At 51.1% G+C, this 659-nt stretch carries 2 protein-coding genes; both read left to right on the top strand.

Annotated elements, in window-relative coordinates:
- Positions 1-250 (top strand): hypothetical protein (locus tag ACVRRC_RS22170; RefSeq protein WP_472997603.1); only part of this gene is annotated, 250 nt, incomplete at its 5' end.
- 4 nt (positions 251-254) lie between these two features.
- The coding region (locus ACVRRC_RS22165) for a hypothetical protein (RefSeq protein ID WP_472997602.1) at positions 255-659 on the top strand (405 nt) is incomplete at its 3' end.

Genomic DNA, 659 nt, shown 5'->3' with positions numbered 1-659 from the left:
GCGGGCTATCTGCATGATGCTGGGTATTAACCGACGTGTTACCGCTGGGGCTGTCGTGGGCTTCTCTCAAATATGGGCGATATCCGACGATAAAGGTGACTTCTCTCTCGTGTGCTCCATCCCCGTGAATGCTCGCGAGGATACCATGACCTATGAACTTCCTGATATGCCTGAAGGTTGGGAAGATATCTCGGCTCAACAGGTGGTCCACCTTTTCAATTACCACAATTCCATCGTCATAAAGGAGTGACGCAATGAAATACCTGTCAGTTTTAATGGTTCTTATTCTTGGGGGGTGCGCTAACGTCGGTCCGGGAAAGCCGATGCCTGTGACACCTCTGTCAGCGCCAGTGCAACAGCGAGCGCAGGACAAGCCGTTGACACCGAGTCCGATGACGGAGCCGGATGCGTTACAAGTCTTATTTAATGAAGGGCTAGCAGAGGATGCTCAGTATGAAAGCGCCCGATTCATTGATGGGAGCAACCGGACGATGATCATTGCATCTGTACTAAATGTTCCCTGCCAAATGGTCTTTCGGTTTGTTGAAGCGACGAACGGGGATTTCTGGATCCCCAATCAAATCGCATGCGATAACCAGGAGGCGATGGCCGGGTACGTACCAGCAGCCGATACTGGGATGATTTCGTCAGCAAATATA

It is taken from the genome of Stutzerimonas sp. LR2 (assembly GCF_055755175.1).
The sequence above is the reverse complement of the archived record's forward strand: the minus strand, read 5'-3'. Positions and strand labels throughout refer to the sequence as shown.